General features: G+C 43.6%; 11 protein-coding genes. 6 read left to right on the forward strand and 5 right to left on the reverse strand.

Translation table 11 applies throughout. From position 1 onward, the window contains the following. Nucleotides 1–214 precede the first annotated feature (214 nt). From M0N77_RS06290 to glpK, 3 genes are all read right to left on the reverse strand, one after another. Nucleotides 215–1,237, reverse strand: coding sequence for an endonuclease/exonuclease/phosphatase family protein (locus tag M0N77_RS06290; RefSeq protein ID WP_353104391.1), 1,023 nt, complete (start codon nucleotides 1,235–1,237; stop codon nucleotides 215–217). Nucleotides 1,238–1,628: 391 nt separating this feature from the next. Beyond that, nucleotides 1,629–2,177 carry a hypothetical protein gene (locus M0N77_RS06295; RefSeq protein ID WP_353105585.1) on the reverse strand — a complete coding sequence of 183 codons (549 nt, stop codon included), beginning with the start codon at nucleotides 2,175–2,177 and terminating at the stop codon, nucleotides 1,629–1,631. A gap of 515 nt (nucleotides 2,178–2,692) precedes the next feature. Further along, a complete protein-coding gene (gene glpK / locus M0N77_RS06300) occupies nucleotides 2,693–4,303 on the reverse strand; it encodes a glycerol kinase GlpK (protein ID WP_353104392.1) in 1,611 nt (536 codons plus the stop codon). A gap of 290 nt (nucleotides 4,304–4,593) precedes the next feature. On the opposite strand from glpK, the gene M0N77_RS06305 reads away from it, so the two are divergent. The 5 genes from M0N77_RS06305 to M0N77_RS06325 all read left to right on the forward strand — a co-directional run bounded on the left by M0N77_RS06305 (nucleotide 4,594) and on the right by M0N77_RS06325 (nucleotide 11,042). Further along, nucleotides 4,594–6,258 (forward strand): TolC family protein, encoded by a 1,665-nt coding sequence (locus tag M0N77_RS06305; protein WP_353104393.1) that lies wholly within the window; start codon nucleotides 4,594–4,596, stop codon nucleotides 6,256–6,258. Between the two features lie 146 nt (nucleotides 6,259–6,404). Then, complete coding sequence (locus tag M0N77_RS06310; RefSeq protein ID WP_353104394.1) at nucleotides 6,405–7,280, forward strand: YihY/virulence factor BrkB family protein; 876 nt, start codon at nucleotides 6,405–6,407, stop codon at nucleotides 7,278–7,280. Between the two features lie 79 nt (nucleotides 7,281–7,359). Beyond that, nucleotides 7,360–8,544, forward strand: a complete 1,185-nt coding sequence (locus M0N77_RS06315; RefSeq protein ID WP_353104395.1) for an efflux RND transporter periplasmic adaptor subunit — start codon at nucleotides 7,360–7,362, stop codon at nucleotides 8,542–8,544. A gap of 6 nt (nucleotides 8,545–8,550) precedes the next feature. Beyond that, a complete protein-coding gene (locus tag M0N77_RS06320) occupies nucleotides 8,551–9,816 on the forward strand; it encodes an ABC transporter permease (RefSeq protein WP_353104396.1) in 1,266 nt (421 codons plus the stop codon). Beyond that, nucleotides 9,816–11,042 carry an ABC transporter permease gene (locus M0N77_RS06325; protein ID WP_353104397.1) on the forward strand — a complete coding sequence of 409 codons (1,227 nt, stop codon included), beginning with the start codon at nucleotides 9,816–9,818 and terminating at the stop codon, nucleotides 11,040–11,042. The genes M0N77_RS06320 and M0N77_RS06325 overlap by 1 nt, the downstream gene beginning before the upstream one ends. A gap of 92 nt (nucleotides 11,043–11,134) precedes the next feature. Here the strand turns inward: M0N77_RS06325 and sthA are convergent, their stop codons facing one another. Continuing rightward, complete coding sequence (sthA, locus tag M0N77_RS06330) at nucleotides 11,135–12,784, reverse strand: Si-specific NAD(P)(+) transhydrogenase (protein ID WP_353105586.1); 1,650 nt, start codon at nucleotides 12,782–12,784, stop codon at nucleotides 11,135–11,137. A 220-nt stretch (nucleotides 12,785–13,004) separates the two neighbouring features. Continuing rightward, on the reverse strand, nucleotides 13,005–13,844 hold the full coding sequence (locus tag M0N77_RS06335) for a pyruvate, water dikinase regulatory protein (RefSeq protein WP_353105587.1): 840 nt from the start codon (nucleotides 13,842–13,844) through the stop codon (nucleotides 13,005–13,007). 442 nt (nucleotides 13,845–14,286) lie between these two features. Here M0N77_RS06335 and ppsA point away from each other — a divergent pair, with 442 nt between their 5' ends. Beyond that, on the forward strand, nucleotides 14,287–16,671 hold the full coding sequence (gene ppsA / locus M0N77_RS06340; protein ID WP_353104398.1) for a phosphoenolpyruvate synthase: 2,385 nt from the start codon (nucleotides 14,287–14,289) through the stop codon (nucleotides 16,669–16,671). Nucleotides 16,672–16,714 lie beyond the last annotated feature (43 nt).

Raw genomic sequence — 16,714 nt, forward strand, 5'->3', positions numbered from 1 at the left:
TACAGACCTCTTAATATTAATCCTATTTTTTATAATTTGCTTTCATTCGTTTATCAGCGCCGAATTAAGCGCTTAGTTGGTAGTATAATGATAAGCATTATTATCATAATAATCGCTACCATACGATGAGAGCGCATCATAAACACTTGTCTTTTCACAAGCAAGGGCTAGATATGGGATAGAACCACAATGTATTGACTAATCCGACAAGGCACTAGCCGTAAAGTTTTATTTTCGCTCGTATAATACCATGATCAGTGACTCTGTCGGCAAAGTCCCATTTTAGATGATCATTAAAATAATCTACTCTCTCAACATGACCTAGTGCAAATTTACTTTCAGGCAAAAATTCTTCTGAGACAAATAATTGATCGATAACCTCTGGCATACCCTGATAAATATGGGTATAAGCCACATCTTTCATCCAACCATAACGAGCTTGAACTCGAGCAGCGTCAAATAACGACACATCGCGCATACTTTTATCATAATTTACCTCGCCTGTCTCTGTCATCAACTGAGTAGTCACGCTACCAGTGACATCATTCATATCTCCTAGCAATATCAAAGGCTCACGAGTACGATGCAGACGCTCAATAATAGCCATCCTAATCGAAGCGGCCTCGCTTGCTCGCATACACAAACTGCGAAGCTTGGCACGAACCCGGATATTAGGATCATCCATATCCTCTAGTAAATCGCCATTCTCATCTCGTAAGAAAAAAGCTCGTTTACTTTTTAGATGAGCGGTAATAATAGTAATCGGCTGCCCAAAAGCATCTACTCTAACTAATAGCGGCGGACGTTGAAATTTTTGATAAGCACCAATATCGGGTATATCAATTACCGCTGAGCTTTTGACATTCTCTAATAAAGTACTCTCTAGCGTTTCAAAGCGGCTGATAATACCGACAGCAGGAGTTCCTTGAGCGCCTTTGCCTTGAGTATAAGGACTAGCTTTATCATTGCTAGCCAATGGAATAATCACATCACTGGCTTTAAAGCCCAGCGAGATAGCTAAAGATTCAAGCGCTTCACTATCCCAAACTTCTTGCACTGCCATGATATCAGCATGGGACTTGGCAAGTAAATCACTTATACCCTGCAATTTATGCTCATAATCCTCATTAGAGTAAGCAGGAGCATTGTCATAATAAATACGATTAGGATTGGCAAAATTAAGTAAGTTGGCAGTAGCAATATAAAAGTGTTTGTTAGCCCCGTCATATTGGCTCATAAAAGACCTATTGTTTTTATTATAAAGTTATAAGAAGTATATTGTGTTGTTGTACCTAAAGCAGCGATAAATCCTAATCTTTGAGGGCTTAACATAGCATAACCATGCTATGACAATGTTAAACACTTGTACACCGATACTAACTATTATGTTGCTAACATTGCTAATATAAAATCTATATTGTACTCAGTTATTATCTATTGTACTTAGTTAGAATGGCACTAATTTATAACGGTACTAATTATTGTTTACTAAATAAGTATTACTTAAAAAAAGGCTTCTAGAATAAATTCTAGAAGCCTTTTAATAGTAGTACAATCTATAGTTATAAGTGATATTTTTATTATCTAAATAACTAGTAGCTAAATAAACATAGCTTAATAACTTAAAATTAGCTAACTCTATTCCATGCATCACGTGATGCTAAGCGCGCTTCTTCCCACTGCATACGCGACTCACCTTTTACCTCTTCCCAAGAACGCTTTAAGTCATTTTCGTGATCTTCAAAGCGAGCATCGGCAGGATAACGAGCACGATTAGCATATCCTACAGCGTAGGCTGGATGCAAATCACGATCAAAATCATAGCCATCTCTATAGTAGCTTGCATTGGCATGTTCAGCACGCCAATAAGCTTCTTCATGAGTGGGATTAATGGCTTCGGCTGAAGCATGACCAGCACCGCCGCCTACTACTGCACCAATAGCGCCGCCAATCAGCGTACCTAACGGGCCTGCCATAGAGCCAATGGCCGCTCCTGCTGCTGCGCCGCCTACTCCGCCAATCCCTGTACCTACGGGATGCGAACCTGGCTCACCAGTAATCATATCAGCGTTAAGATCATCTTTGGTCTCTTTTGACATATGCTTGACTTCACTGCGGTCAATATTATCAGGATCATTAGTGACTACTCTTCTATCAACCACTTCTTGATCGGCCATACGGCGAGCATTGTCATCAATAATACGCTGCTTATCAGCAATCTCCATATTGTCACTAGTGATGACGCGATCGTCAGCATCAATAACATTGCCATTCGCGTCTACTCTTGGTTCGTTATTTATTATATTATCGCGATTATCATGGTTCATAATTAATTCCTTTAATGGATGAATTTATATGGCTTATATTTATACTATAAAGCTTAAGTATTTTTACTTTGGCTAAAAACAAACTTTGATGATGTAAGTTATTATTATTCAAAATTTATTTAGCCAGTATCATTATTACCCTTACAGTATATGAATAACTAATAATGACTAGCTACAGCGGATATGTAAGCTATGTCATCTTCGATATTAGCTTACGTTACAAGATGTATTTTTATGGCGCAATTGCACAAATTAATAGCCTTTTAGGTATCTATGTATCTATACCATAATTTTGATTTTACTATCGTACGACTCGAAAAGTGAACTTAAAGAGTTCATTTAAAGAATTAACTTAAACAGCTACCTTAAAAAGATATTAGTGCTCTATTCACAGCCCCTTGCCACTTTTGCAAATGTTGATTACGCTTATCGGCACTCATAGTAGGCTCAAAGCAGCGATCAATCTCCCATGAGTCTTTCATAATCCTATTATCGTATAAGCCACTATTTAGACCCGCCAATATAGCCGCTCCTTTTGCGGTAATTTCGGTATCTTTTGGCCGTAATACAGGTACGCCTAACAAGTCCGCTTGAAACTGCATCAATAAATCATTATTGGCTGCGCCGCCATCGACTCGTAATTCTGTAAGCGCTTGCGGGCTGTCTTTTTGCATAGCCACTAGCACATCGTAGGTTTGATAGGCGATAGCCTCCAGCGCCGCACGAGCGATATGAGCTTTACTAGTACCGCGGCTCATGCCGGTGATGCTAGCACTGACATCTGAGCGCCAATAAGGAGCGCCTAAACCGGTGAAGGCTGGTAGTAACACCACCTCTTCGCTACCACTGACCTGCTGAGCCAAGCGCTCGATATCACTACTGTTTTTTATCATGCCCAAATTATCGCGCAGCCACTGCACGATAGCGCCTGCCATAAAGACACTACCTTCTAAGGCATAAGTGGTTTGTCTTTTGGAAGGTTGCAATATGCGTTTGCCAGATTGCACCAGTTGTCCAAGAGAGGATTGATCGGTGCGGCTAGCACTAGCTTTACGCTGCCAAGCTATAGTAGTTAAAAGCTTTTGCTCACTTAACCTTGGCGTTTGTCCTATATTCATCAGCATAAAACAGCCAGTACCATAAGTGTTTTTTGCCATGCCAGCCTCAAGGCAGCCTTGACCAAACAAGGCGGCTTGTTGGTCTCCTAGTACCGCTTGAATGGGGATTTGCTTGGCGAATAAGCCTTTTTTGGTTTTACCAAAGTCGCCATCTGAGGGCAGAGCTTTAGGCAAGATAGTCATAGGAATATCAAAGCGCGCGCAAAGCTCATCTGACCAAGCCAGCTTATTGATATCGTATAACAAGGTCCTTGAGGCATTGGTCACTTCTATGACATGCTCGCCGCCTGTCAGCTGATAAATAAGCCAGCTGTCAATCGTTCCAACGGCGATACCGTGATCGTCTGTAGCTTTTATACGCTCAGCAATCTTAGGGTTATCTTTAAGCAGCCAAGCGATTTTACTGGCACTAAAGTAAGGGTCTAAGCGCAGACCTGTAGTGCTTCGTATCATTTCAGAGAGCGTTTGCTTCTTTTGATGATTATCTTTTTGATTCAGCAATGCTGGCTGCGTAGCCAATGATTCGCAGTAGCCTGCGGTACGTCTATCTTGCCAAATAATAGCGGGTGCAAGAGGCACGCCCGTACGTTTGTCCCAAATCACGATAGACTCGCGCTGATTGGTAATAGCGATACTGCTGACATCAGTGGCCAACAGACCGGCTTGATTGATCACATCGTGCGCACAGCTGATTTGCGTCTGCCATATTTGCCTAGCGTCTTGTTCGACAAAACCTGCTTTAGGTGTTTTGAGCGTGGTAGGCTTTTGTACTATCTTGATAGGACGCGCCTTATCATCGTACAAGATGGCTCGGCTGGAGGTCGTTCCTTGATCTAAAGCTAAAATATACCCTGCCATGTGCTACTCCTAGATTTTGTCTAACGGCTACTATCTAACGCATACTAATATAGCAAAAAGCCACAGGCTATTAGTTAGATAACGTTTATCAGTTGTTGTTAAACTATTTTATCGATGCGATTATTCACAATAACGTTAAACTATAGTCCTAGTTGATTTACTATAGCTATAATCAAAGAATTTTGGTTAAAACTCAATACTGGTGCGTCAACCTTAGCAGGTCTATAATGCCGTAGTCGATTTTAAGCACCTCCTAGCACCCTAATTTTGATGAGTGGTTTACTCCTATTATGAAATTCGCTTTATTATCTCTGCCTACTATCATTATTGTGCCTTTATTAGGCAGTGCCGCAGGTCAGGCGCTAGCGGCTGAGTCTACAGTGACTACGCCAATCAGTGAGGCTTATAACGTTAATAATAATAGTGACGACAACGTTAATTATGATATAACCAGCGCTACTATAAACCGCTCTACTATAAACAGTACCACTATAAACACTACCACAACGGCTAACCCTGCATTAACGACGCTAATAGATCCTACTACCCAAAAGCTTATCGATAATAGCTACGCTTTAGAGGTTTCTAGCTTTTTGAGTTTGGAGCAAGCGCAGCAAATATTATTACAAGTCTCGCCTAAGCTTGCTGCCAATCAAGCTGCCATTACTGCTAGTAGCTTACAAACCGATGCCTTAGCTACTGTCGATAATCCCTTTGTGTTTGCGCGAGTCTCAGCTAGCACCTACCATCTAGACGCTGATGTCGATTTGTCCTCGCTTAGAAACGGAGTGGTGAATGAGGTTAATAATAGCGTCGATAATGTCCTCCCCTCTATCCCAGCTATTCCAGATCTGCCAAACTTTGGGGAATTGGTAGGTGATCGTATTCCTGATTCTTATGATTTTAAGCGCTCAGGCTCTACTACCAGTGCTGGGCTCGGTGTCGCTTGGCCCATTTATACCGCTGGACGCACCAAAGCATTGACTGGCATCTCTAATGCGCGTACCCAAGAAGCAATAGCGGATGGTACTTTGGATAAAAACGAGCTTTATAATACTTTAATTGAGCGTTACTTTAATGCGCAGTTAGCCATTATCGCCGCTTACTTACGCGCTGATGCTTATGATACTTTGCAGCAAACCGACCATATGGCAAAGCGGCTCTTTGAAGAGGGCTTTATCTCGCGTGTCGATCGCTTGCAAGCTCAGTCGGCGCTAGCAGATGCCAAGAGCGAAGCGACTAATGCTAGTAATAGTGCTCGTCTAGCGATGATTGCTTTGCAGCGGCTACTGCGGACTGATTACCGCATCAAACCCACTACCCCGCTGTTCGTCTCTAGTAAACCCTTACCCGATGTCAGCTACTTTCAAGATCTAGCGCTCAATAACCATCCCGGCTTACAAAAGGTAGCCGCAAAGCGAGCGCAAGCACAGCAGTTACGCGCGCTTTCAGATACGGGTTATAAACCTACTGTACTGCTGTATGGCTATAGGCAAGTTGAAAACGACCCTAGCTGGATAGCTGGGGTTTCTGCGAGCTGGAAGCTGTGGGGCGGTCTTGATAAGACTGCGTCAATTGCCTCAAGCGAGGCTAGTATTCGTCAAGCGGATTTATCAGAGATTGAAGTCAGCGATAATTTATTGCTACTAGTAGAAAAGAGTTGGTACGATGTCAATAATGCTCAAGCTCGTTATCAAGCGCTACAAAGCAATGTTGATTTAGCGCAAGAGGTATTACGGCTGCGGCGTCTTGGTTTACAAGAAGGCGTAAATACCACTATAGAGGTGGTGCAAGCGCAAACCCAAGCGCTAAAAGCGCGCACTGAACAAGCACAAGCGGCCAATGATTATGTACAGGCATTAGCGAGTTTGATGCTCAGCTGCGGTACTCCGCTAGCTTTTAACGCTTATGTTAATGCCGCTGATATAAGGCTACCGACGTTGTATAGTGAGTAGTGAATAACGCTAAAATTAATGAAAGTTTTTAATAGTATAGGGCTTGCTTAACAACATTCATGCCAGCTCGGTTGTATCTTTTTTATACTGGATTGACTATATTTGATTTCTCTACTATTAAATCCTCAACTAAGAATAATAATGCTATGAATATTGCCATCACTAAAATTAAAAAATTACCGTCGCTACTATTACGAACATGGGGCGAAGCCAATAACTCCAATATCTGGGCTCACTGTGCTAGTGTAGGGTTTTTTGGCTTTTTGTCTATTTTTCCTGTAATGGCTGTATTTGTGCTGCTGTATGGACTGGCCTTCTCGCCAGCTGAGATGCAAGAACAAATCTCACTGTTACGTCAGTATATACCGCCGTCAGTCTACGACGTTCTTGACTCTCGTTTAACACAGCTAGTCTCTAATACCGCCTCAGCTTTGACTTTTAGTTTATTACTCTCCTCGTTATTAGCGCTTTATGCAGGTTCTAAAGGCATCAAATCATTAGTCATTCTTATCAATATCGCTTTTGGAATCAGTGAGCAGCGCAGCTTTATAGCAAGTACTATTCGAGCCCTGACGCTAACTTTTGCCGCATTGGTAGTGTTAATCATAGCCATATCTTCCATCGCTATTGTACCTCTAGTGGCGGCATATTTTCCATTCGAGCATATAGCGAAGACTATCGCGCTTTGGAGTAGGTGGCCTATACTGGCAGGCATAATATTTATCAGTTTTTTAGGCTTCTACCGTCTTGCGCCTAATCGTGACATTATCTCATTAAAAAAATTGATGCCAGGAGCCGCTTTAGCAACCGTTCTTTGGATTTTACTCTCTATCCTTTTTTCTATTTATGTACAAAACTTTAATAACTATAGTGCTGAGTTTGGAGCACTGTCAGCGGCAGTAGTTATTATGCTATGGCTGTATTATTCCGCTTTTATTGTAGCTTTTGGCGCGGTGTTTAATTTTGAGGTGTCCGAGGGCTCAAAAGCAGATGCTATTCGAGTCTATCCTGAAAATCCTTAGTTTTATAGCCTAGCTGACTAACCCTTATTGCTGATTAACCCTTTACTTAAAATTTTACTGCTCTAGGAATTACGCTGTCATGCCTGACCCTCATAATGAAGCTGATGATTTGAATCACTCAGACCTTACTGATAATAAGCAAACCGCTACTGATACGGCTAACCTAGAGCAAACGACACCCGCCTACCCTCGCAATAAAGCGGCTGATAAGTCTGGCGTTATAAAAAAAGTCATTCTTGCGCTAGTGATTATAGGCGTGCTAGCCCTTATCGCTTATGGACTCTACAAGAGTAATCAGGCAAGCGCGCCTACAAGCATTACTTTGCAAGGGCAGATGCAAATGCAGCAAACCTCTATTGCCGCAAAAGTACCAGGACGTATAGCACAAATCTTTGTCACAGAAGGCGATATGGTAGCAGTTGGGCAGCAGCTCATTGAGATGGATTCGCCGGAGATTAATGCCAAAATCAATCAAGCTCGCGCAGGCAAACAAGCCGCGCAGAGCCAACTAGACAAAGCTGAGAACGGTGCTCGCCCTCAAGAGATTGCACAGGCCAAAGCCGCATGGCAAGCTAATAAAGCAGCTTCAGACTTGGCGGCCAATACTTATCAGCGTGTCAATCGCTTGTATCAAGAAGGCTTAATGGCTCGGCAAAAGCGTGATGAAGCTTATGCGCAATATCAAGCCACTCAAGATCAAACCGAAGCGGCGCGCTTGCAATATGAGCTGGCGATGGAAGGGGCTCGTTCTGAGGATAAATCAGCGGCGGCGGCGCAAGTGGCGCAAGTGGATGCCCAATTAGAAGAGGCTTTAGTTGCCAAAGAAGAGGCTAATCTAAAAAGCCCTATCACAGGTGTGGTCGATAATGTGATTGTCAACGCCGGCGAAGTAATTGGGCAAGGAGTACCATTATTAACCTTGGTTAATACTAACGATCAATGGGTGGTGTTAAACGTCACTGAGACTTATCTCAATCAATTCGCTATTGGCCAGCAGTTTACTGGTCTCATTCCGGCCCTATCTACCACTGAGCGACCTTACACTAAGTCGTTTACCGTTTATGCAACCTCAACTTTATCCAACTTTGCCACTTATCGTCCCACCAATAGCGATGATGGTTTTGATGTACGTACCTTTGAGATAAAGGCGCGACCCAGCTCCCCTGACGCGCGTATTCGCTCGGGTATGAGTGTCATTGTCACTATTGATCCGGCAGCCTCGCCAGTGCTAGCAAAGTCCTCAAGCCCGCAGCTCCAAGAGTAACCCATTATGCGTCTACTAGAGGCTTTTGTCCGCAGTGCCGCTTATGAGCGCCGGTTTTTATTACAGAACCGTTGGGACTTAGCGATGGTATTATGGATCCCTTTGCTAACGGTTTTGCTAGTTTGGTGGATATTTTCGCAAACGCAAATCACTGATCTTCCTATCGGTGTAATCGCAGAAGAGGATGGCCCAGTAACTAGCACTTTAGTGCGCTATCTAGATGCTCATCCTAATATTAATATAGCTGGCTTTTATGCTAATTCTCGCGATGCTGAGGCTGCTATTTTGCAGCGTGATATTTATGCAGTAGTAATTATACCCGATAATTTTTCAACAAATATATTCTCCGGCAAGCCCTCACCAGTAGTACTACAAGTCAACGCTCAATATGGTACCCATTCTGGTATTATCCAAAATAGCGTGCAGGCAGTGACCGCTACGCTATCGGCTGGAGTTGAAATCCAGCGACTTATCAAACAAGGAGTAGCGCCCTCACAAGCGGCTATTGACTACTCGCCTATTAGTATTCAGCGTATTAGCCTGTTTAACGCTGCTACTAACTATCAGCAGTTTTTGGCCTCAACGGTTATCCCAGCGTTACTGCATATCTTAGCGATGGTCATCGGCGCGACGACTATCGGCCGTGAACTACGTGATAAGCAGCTTGATAAATGGTACGGTTTTATCAACGGCAATCAATCCGATTATAGGCTGTTACAAGACCCGCCGATTAATCCATCAGCAGATGAATTACCGCCTACGAAGTCATCAGTAAGCGTTGCCGTATTACTAGTTGCGCTAATTGGTAAATATTTTTGGCCGATGCTAGCTTTTATTTTGTGGTCAGCGCTAGGGGTAGGTTTGGCCTCTTATCAACAAAACATTGATCTACAGTCATTGATGGCGGTATTTTTGGGCTTGATTTTGCTTATGATACTATCCTTTTGGCTAGGAGCTATCTTTACTTTGATCCCGCTATCACTGCGAATGGGTCTGTCTACCACTGGCTTTATCTCTGCTCCTTCTTACGCTTTTGCCGGTGTCACTTTTCCCTACATTGCTATCAGTGACAAGGCTAAGTACTGGGCGGATGCGCTACCATTGACTCATTACCTAAAGCTGCATATCGCTCAGCTACAAATGCAAGCGCCTTTAGCGCTATCCTCTCCTATTATTTATGGGCTCATGCTAGCCACTATTATTGCCGCGCTGCTTAGCGCCTTATTAACGAAACGGGCTCTTGCGCATCCTGAACGTTGGGGAGCTCGCTAATGTCAGAGCCCTTATCAAAGTCTTTATCAAAGTCAAAGGCTGCTATTAAGCAAAACAAAGCTTCATTAAATAAACCGTCTTCATCAGCCTCTTTAGGTTTCTTAGCTAGTTTTGTGCAGACCCTAAAAGACATCTTTACCGATAAAGGGGTGGTCTTGATGTTGCTCATCGCTCCTGTCATTTACGGATTTTTTTATCCTTGGCCCTACTCTTCTGAGGTGGTCAATCATGTGCCCGTAGGCATTATTGATTATGATAATAGCGATCTATCACGCACTATTATTCGTTACTCAAGCGCTAGTCCGCAGCTGGATACTTCGAGTTTTATCAATGAGCAAGCAGCAAAAGAGGCGCTTTGGGCCGATCAAATCGCAGGCTACTTAGTGATTCCTAGTGGCCTTGAGCAGCAAGTGCTCTCCGGTAAAGCCGCTAGCGTCAGCGTGCTTGGGAACGGCAGTTACTTTATTCTCAATAAAAATGTGCAGTTAGGCTTTTTACAAGCGATCAGTACGGTATCGGCAGGTATTGAGGTCAAAAAAAATGTCGCCCAAGGCGCTTATCTACCAACGGCGGCCGCTAATACCCAAGCCATTCCTCTACAAATCAATCCTTTATACAATAAGGCAGAAGGCTACGGCGCTTATGTCGTGCCCGCGGTAGCTATTATTATCTTGCAGCAGACCTTATTGATGGCGACAGCGATGCTCATTGGCACTTGGTATGAGCAGCGCAATCATACAGCGAGTATAGGCGGCTGGTTTGGACGTATAACGGCGCTTAGTCTGCTAAGCTTTTTGGTGGGCTGTTTTTATTATGGCTGGGCGTTTGAATTACATCACTATCCCCGCGGCGCTAATATGCTAGGGAGTTTATTATTCTTAGCGCTGTTTTGTCCAACGGTTGCTACGCTTGGCTGCGTCTTAGGACTGTGGTTTCGTCAGCGTGAGCGCAGTATGCAGATTTTGATTTTTAGCTCCCTACCGATGTTTTTTGTGAGCGGTTATCCATGGCCTGCCGATCAATTACCACAGCTATTGCAAGTGCTACGTTGGCTAGTGCCTACCACCCCAGCGATCAATACCTCGGTACAGCTCAATCAAATGGGTGCTAGCGTAGCGCAGGTAGCGACTGGTTTTTGTGTATTAGTAGCCCTATGGTTATTTTATTTTATAGGGCTACTACTTTTGCGTTGGCGCATGGCGCAAAAAGATAACGCTGTTTATTAATAATAGCTGTATATTAATAATAGATTAAGCATAAAAAAAGCGCCTATAAAATATACAGACGCTTTTCTATCGTTATCCATTCATGCTATCGTTTAAAACACTCGATTCAAGCCATTTAACGCCGCTACTCGATATGCTTCTGCCATAGTAGGATAGTTAAAGGTAGTGTTAACAAAATACTCTAAAGTTGCGTTGCATTTCATTACCGCCTGTCCAATATGGATAATCTCTGAGGCGTGGTTACCATAGCAATGAATGCCTAAAACCTCCAAAGTCTCGCGGTGGAATAAGATCTTTAGTACCCCTGAGCGCTCACCAATGATTTGCGCGCGGGCTAGATGTTTAAAGAAAGCCTGACCGACCTCATAAGGCACCTGCTCATCGGTGAGCTCTTGCTCGGTCTTACCGATACTTGAGATCTCAGGAATAGTATAAATCCCTGTCGGTACGCTAGAGACGGGCTCTGCATCTTCATCACCCACCATAAAGGCAGCAGCACAGCGGCCTTGATCATAGGCAGCTGACGCTAAGGAGGGCCAGCCAATCACATCACCAGCAGCATAGATATTAGCGACCTCAGTGCGATAGTTATCATCGACTTTTAGCTGACCACGGCTGTTAGCTTTTAGGCCGATAGCTTCTAGATTTAGACCTTCGGTGTTTCCTGAGCGGCCATTAGACCAAAGAATAGCATCCGATTTTATTTTTTTGCCGCTCTTTAAATGCAAAATAATATGCTCATCATGAGTCTCTAAATGGTCAATCTCTTCGTTGTTACGAATAAGTACGCCAAATTGTCTAAAGTCATGAGCTAGAGCATCACTGATCTCGCTATCAAGATAGCTTAGCAGCTTACCTTGGTTGTTGATCAAATCTACTTTGTAACCAAGACCGGTAAAGATAGAAGCATATTCGCAGCCAATCACACCGGCGCCATAAATAATAATCTTTCTGACCACATAATCCATCTGTAGTATTTTGTCCGAATCAAAAACACGCGGATGATCAAAATCTAAAATCTCCGGACGGTAAGGTCGACTACCCACAGTGATAATAGCCTTATTAAAGGTGACCGTCTCAAAGATATTTTCATCCGTTTCTACCCGCAAAGTATTGGCATCGACAAAGCTTGCCCAGCCTTGAATAACATCAATTCGGTTGCGCTCATAAAAACGCGTGTGCGTACTGACCTGACTGCGTATGACTTTTCTGGCGTTCGCCAGTACCTTATTTAGCGGGACTTGCTGATACTCTAATGCTTTGGTAAACATCGGATCACGGCGAAAGTTAATCAGGTTAAACACTGATTGACGCAAAGCCTTACTAGGAATAGTACCTACGTGAGTAGAGTTACCGCCCACCTGCTCACGAGGATCAATGACCGCTACCTTTTTGCCAGACTTAGTCAGCTTCATAGCAGCCGCCTCACCAGCAGGACCGGCTCCTAAGATGACAGCATCATACTCAAAATCGTGCTTGTCGCTTTTGATACGCTGTGAATCTTTGGTAAAGCCTGATTTTACGTCAATACGCTTGTCATCAAGCGGATTAACCAAGTCCGGATGGTGCATGATATCTTCGGTCACTTGCTCATGCGTTTGCTCGATTTTTTCTTTTTTACTGATATCTTCGGTTTGGTCTGGAGCCGTAGTTGGCGCGCTGCCACTGTCCTTGTTCGATACCTCGGTGTTAGTATCTAGACCGGTATCATTGGTGTCGTCACCTTTACGCTTGCTTACCATCATAACCTCTTTGTTTATTGATTTAGGTGATTTTAATATCGATAATTTGTGCTATATCGGCAAACCTGTATCACCAACAGGCTCGCTTAACTAATTATTGTAAACTAACCTCATAGTGCGCGATGCTCTACTATAAAGGAGGCCCACCGTACTTGATGAGCGTCATTTTTGCAATATGCTATATTAAGAATTAGGTATTACTATGTTTATGCTAGCATACTTAGCCAATACGACGTTTTAGACCTGTCATTTGCAATATGCGTGTCGCAATCTCTTCTACTGACATCTCAGAGACATCAAGGCTTGGGATACCTTGCGAGATATAGATACCTTGAATGGCGCGCTGCTCTTGTTGCACTTGCTGATAGCTAGAATAGCGGCTGCCAGCTCGGCGTTCTTGACGAATCTTCACTAAGCGATCGGTGTTAATCACTAGACCAAATAGCTTATCTTTGTGCTCACGCAAAGATTTTGGTAATTGATTATCGTATAAGTCGTCTTCCGTCAGCGGATAGTTCGCTGCGCGAATACCAAATTGTAGTGCTAAGTACAACGAAGTCGGTGTCTTGCCAGAACGCGAGACGCCAATGAGAATAATATCAGCCATACTATAATGACGAGTACGCGCGCCATCATCATTATCTAAAGCGAAATGTACCGCATCAATACGCTCTTTATAGGTTTCTGAATCGACATTATCATGCGCGTGTCCTGAATGACCATCGGGCTCAACGCCTGTCTCCTCAGCGATACGGCCAATAAGACCCTCATACATATCCAAATTACAACTTTGAGCTGAATTGATTTTTTCACGAATCTCAGGGCTGACGATGGTATCGAACACCAATGGCAATAGACCATCGCGCTGATAAGCCATATTGATCTGTGCTACTGCATCTTCTGCGCGCTCTAAGCTATCGACATAAGGTAAGACTCGCGTCTCAAAAGGCACCGAGGCAAACTGACTTAAAATAGAGCGGCCCAGAGTCTCAGCGGTAATCGCTGTACCATCAGAGATAAAAAAAGCACTTCTTATCGTTTGCGAATTGTCCAAGCTCATAGCATGACGGTTCTGAATAGTCGGCTTATTTTGTTCAGATGGATTATTGGAATACATAGCTTATAACCTCAATGCCCGGTGGAGTATTTATTATTATGGCGTAACCACATTTATAGCTAACATTATACTCATAATAGACCATGAATAGTAATCCAAGTTATAGCCAAAAGCTTACTATTGTCTTTATAAAACATCCCTGTTATCCAAGCTTATAACTTACGACCTATAAAAAAAGGTTTTAGCAATACTCCAGCCACATTTGGGCTACTGAGACTAGGTCAAATCATCGTTACTCTACTCTCCAAATCCAAAAATAACGAGAAACTCTAAATTTTGTATCTTTTTCGAGAAATATCTCATTATCCTCTCGAAATTATCTAAATATAGCGTTATAATCCACCGTTATAATCCTTACTAAATAACCTTATTTTCTGGAGTTATCATGGCAACGCAATCAACAGCACTTGTAATCAATCTTGATCAGTTAGGAAAAGACGATATTGAGATGGTCGGTGGTAAGAATGCTTCACTTGGCGAGATGATCAGCCACTTATCAGATTTGGGTGTTAGCGTTCCTGGCGGCTTTGCCACAACCTCAAACGCTTTTTACCGCTTTTTGAATGAAACCGGTCTGCTTGATAAGATCAATAGCGAGCTGAAAACCTTAGATGTGAATGATGTTAATAAGCTTGCTGCTACCGGTAAAAAGATCCGTAACTGGATTGTCGAGCAAGAACTGCCAAAAGATCTAGAAGCGGACGTGCGTCAATCATTTGAGCAGATGAGCGGCGGCGAAGATATCGCGGTTGCGGTGCGCTCTTCTGCGACTGCTGAGGATTTGCCTGATGCCTCCTTTGCTGGTCAACAAGAAACTTATCTAAATATTCGCGGTATCGATAACGTACTGATCGCGATTAAAGAAGTATTTGCCTCACTATATAATGACCGCGCTATCTCTTATCGCGTGCATAAAGGTTTTGAGCATGAAGGCGTAGCGCTATCAGCTGCTGTACAGCGTATGGTACGCTCAGAGACGGGCGCGGCGGGCGTTATGTTCACCTTAGACACCGAAAGCGGCTTTGATGAAGTGGTATTTATCACCTCAAGCTATGGCCTTGGCGAGATGGTCGTACAAGGCGCGGTTAACCCTGACGAATTTTATCTATCAAAACGTCTACTAACTGCTGGTAAGCCTTCAGTTATCCGTCGTAACTTGGGTAGCAAGCATAAAAAAATGATCTATGGTGAGGAAGGTAGCACCGCTAAATCTGTCAAAGTGGTCGATGTCGAAAAACAAGATCGTATGCAGTTCTCTTTGACCACTGACGAGCTGACCTCCCTTGCCAAACAAGCGATGACTATCGAGAAGCATTATGGCCAAGCGATGGATATCGAGTGGGCAAAAGATGGTGATAGTGGTCAAATCTTCATCGTGCAAGCGCGTCCTGAAACCGTTAAGAGCCGCCAAGACAGCAATGTCATGGAGCGCTACATCATCAAAACTGGCGATGCCAAAGTATTATGTGAAGGTCGTTCAATCGGTCAGCGTATCGGCGCAGGTAAAGTGCGTATCGTTAGTAACCTAAATGAGATGGATAAAGTTGAAGATGGCGATGTGCTAGTGTCAGACATGACGGATCCGGATTGGGAGCCGGTTATGAAGCGCGCCTCCGCTATCATTACTAACCGCGGTGGTCGTACTTGTCACGCCGCTATTATCGCGCGTGAGCTTGGTGTGCCAGCAATCGTTGGTTGTGGTAATGCCACCGAGCTTTTGGTCGATGGTCAAGACGTCACTGTGTCTTGTGCTGAGGGTGATACCGGCTTTATCTACGAAGGTCAGCTTGATTTTGATATTCAAACCAACTCTATTGAGTCTATGCCGGAGCTGGCATTTAAAGTGATGATGAACGTCGGTAACCCTGATCGTGCTTTCTCATTTGCGCAAATGCCTAATGAAGGGATTGGCCTTGCCCGTCTTGAATTTATCATCAACCGTATGATCGGGGTGCATCCAAAAGCGCTGCTTAATATGAACAGCTTACCACGTGAGGTGTCACAAGCCATTCATGAACGTATCGCAGGCTATGCTTCACCCGTTGACTTCTATGTTGATAAATTAGTGGAAGGTATCTCAACGCTAGCGGTTGCCTTTATGGATCAGCCCGTTATCGTACGCATGTCAGATTTTAAATCGAACGAATATGCCAACCTATTGGGCGGTAAATTATACGAGCCGTCTGAAGAAAACCCAATGCTTGGTTTCCGCGGCGCTAGTCGTTATGTCTCTGACAATTTCCGCGACTGCTTTGAGCTTGAGTGTAAAGCGCTTAAACGCGTGCGTGATGAGATGGGTCTAACTAACGTTGAGATTATGATCCCCTTCGTGCGTACCGTTGGTGAAGCGGCGCAAGTGATTGAGCTACTTGAGAAAAACGGTCTTAAGCGCGGCGAGAACGGCCTACGCGTCATCATGATGTGTGAGCTGCCAACTAACGCGCTACTTGCTGAAGAATTCTTAGAGCATTTCGATGGTTTCTCTATTGGCTCAAATGATTTGACTCAGTTAACGCTAGGTCTAGACCGTGATTCAGGTATTGTCTCGCATCTGTTTGATGAGCGTGATCCTGCGGTCAAAAAGCTACTATCTATGGCGATTCAAGCTTGTAACAAAGCTGGCAAGTACATTGGTATTTGTGGTCAAGGCCCATCCGATCATCCTGATTTAGCTTTTTGGCTGATGGAGCAAGGTATCAATTCCGTGTCGCTAAACCCTGATTCTGTGCTAGATACTTGGTTCTTTTTAGCCGGTGAAGAAGCAAAATAGTTGTCTATAAATAAATCATCATAAAAGGACGGTTATAACGATT

It is taken from the genome of Psychrobacter sp. AH5 (assembly GCF_040371085.1).
In the GTDB taxonomy this organism is placed as follows: Bacteria; Pseudomonadota; Gammaproteobacteria; order Pseudomonadales; family Moraxellaceae; genus Psychrobacter.